The sequence below is a fragment of the Nonomuraea sp. NPDC049141 genome (genome assembly GCF_040648415.1).
In the GTDB taxonomy this organism is placed as follows: Bacteria; Actinomycetota; Actinomycetes; order Streptosporangiales; family Streptosporangiaceae; genus Nonomuraea.
Genome location: NZ_JBEZDR010000196.1, coordinates 1 through 1,626 on the forward strand (window position 1 = coordinate 1; position 1,626 = coordinate 1,626).

Here is a 1,626-nt window from a genome sequence, read left to right on the forward strand (position 1 = left end):
AGCGGTGCGGCCCCGGCAAGGGCGACACCGCTCGGCGTCGGTCGAACTCAGTAGATGCGGGATCCGATGAAGTCGTCGTGCCCGTAGCCCACCGGGTTGGCGAAGTTGCGCGACTCGAAGGACCACTGCTGGCGGGTGCTGGTGGAGCAGGCGGCCAGGCGCAGCCGGGGGGTGCCCGAGGCCGGGCTGTCGAACGCCAGGCAGAGGTTGCCGTTGCCGGCCGTCCTGATCTGGTTGCCGGCGAACACGAACTTCTGGTTGGCTCCACCGTGGCAGTCGTAGATGTTCACCGCCGTGCCGGCGCTCGACGATCCGCCCGCGACGTCCAGGCAGCGGTCGTGGGAGAGCTCCGAGTGCAGCGACTGGCGGGTCGGGTCGTACCAGAAGCCCTGGTTGCGTCCGCCGTGGCAGCCGTACGACTGCTGGGCGGTGCCGTTGCGCGAGTCGTAGCCCTTGCCGTCGACGCAGGTGCCGGTGGCGGCGTTGCGCAGCTGTTTGAACTCGAAGAGCCCGTCGTAGAGCACGCCGTTGCCGGTGCTGGCCGGGTCCACGCAGGTCGCCCGCTGCCGCCCCGAGTCGACGAACTGGGTGATGCACTGGGCGAACATGCCGTGCCCGCGCTTGTTCGGGTGGAACGACTGCCGGGCCGCGTTCTCGTCCCAGACGCCGATCTCGATGAACAGGCCGCGTACGGAGGTGCTGTCGGTGCACACCTCGTGGCCGTGGAAGAGCCGGCTGGCGTCCAGGTAGCGGGTCCCCGTGTTGGTCGCCGCCGCCCGCAGCGCCGACTCGAACAGCGGCACCGCCTTGTTCCGGGCGAACGCGGCGTCGGCCAGGTAGAGCAGGCAGCCGCCGGAGTACCAGCCGGGGAAGTTCGGGTTGTCCTCCACGTCCGGGCTGCCGGGGCTCGGGTACGACATGAGCACCAGCTCGTAGTCGGACTGTAGGTAGCCCGCGCCGGTCATGGTCCGCCGGATGTCGGTGAGCGCGTCCTCGACGGCCCGGCGACTGCCGTCGGTGCGGACGGTCCACTGGTCGGTGTAGGTGGGGTAGCAGGGCCCCTGGAAGAAGACCCGGCGGACGGCGCAGTCGGTGGCGACCGGGCCGAACTGGATCGTGCCGTCGCCGTTGGCGCCGACCACCACCCAGATCAGTTTGATGTGCGTGTTGCGGGCCTTGATGGCGAGGTGGTCGCCCTGGTTCAGCTCGTTGTGCTGGGTCGGCCCGCCCCGGATGAGGTTCCACGGGGTCGCCCCGGAGCAGGCGATGTTGTACTTCTCGTCGGCGGTGATCCCGGTGCGGAACACCGCCTGGTCGTACGAGCGGTCGCACCAGTTGCCGGGCTGGTGGGTGCCGGGGACGTAGTTGCCGACCCCTTCGCCGGAGATCTCGCTGTCGCCCATGGTGATCAGCGCGGTGCGGCGCTGCTCGATGGGGCGGACGGCGGGCGCGCCGTAGAGCGCGGTGGCCTCGGCGGCGCGGATCGCCTCCAGGTTGGCGGCGAGTGGCTGGATGGCGGGACGGTCGGCCGCAGTGGCGGGGGAGGCCGTTCCGGCGAGCATCGGCAGGACGAGAGCGGCGGCGGGGGCGACGGGGGTCACCCCGCGTCGGGGCGCCCGTGGGGGC

General features: G+C 71.2%; 1 protein-coding gene. It reads right to left on the reverse strand.

All coding sequences use genetic code 11. The features are described 5' to 3' along the window. Nucleotides 1-47: 47 nt before the first annotated feature. On the reverse strand, nt 48-1,626 hold a 1,579-nt coding region (locus AB0B91_RS65815; RefSeq protein WP_358343181.1), incomplete at its 5' end, for a ricin-type beta-trefoil lectin domain protein.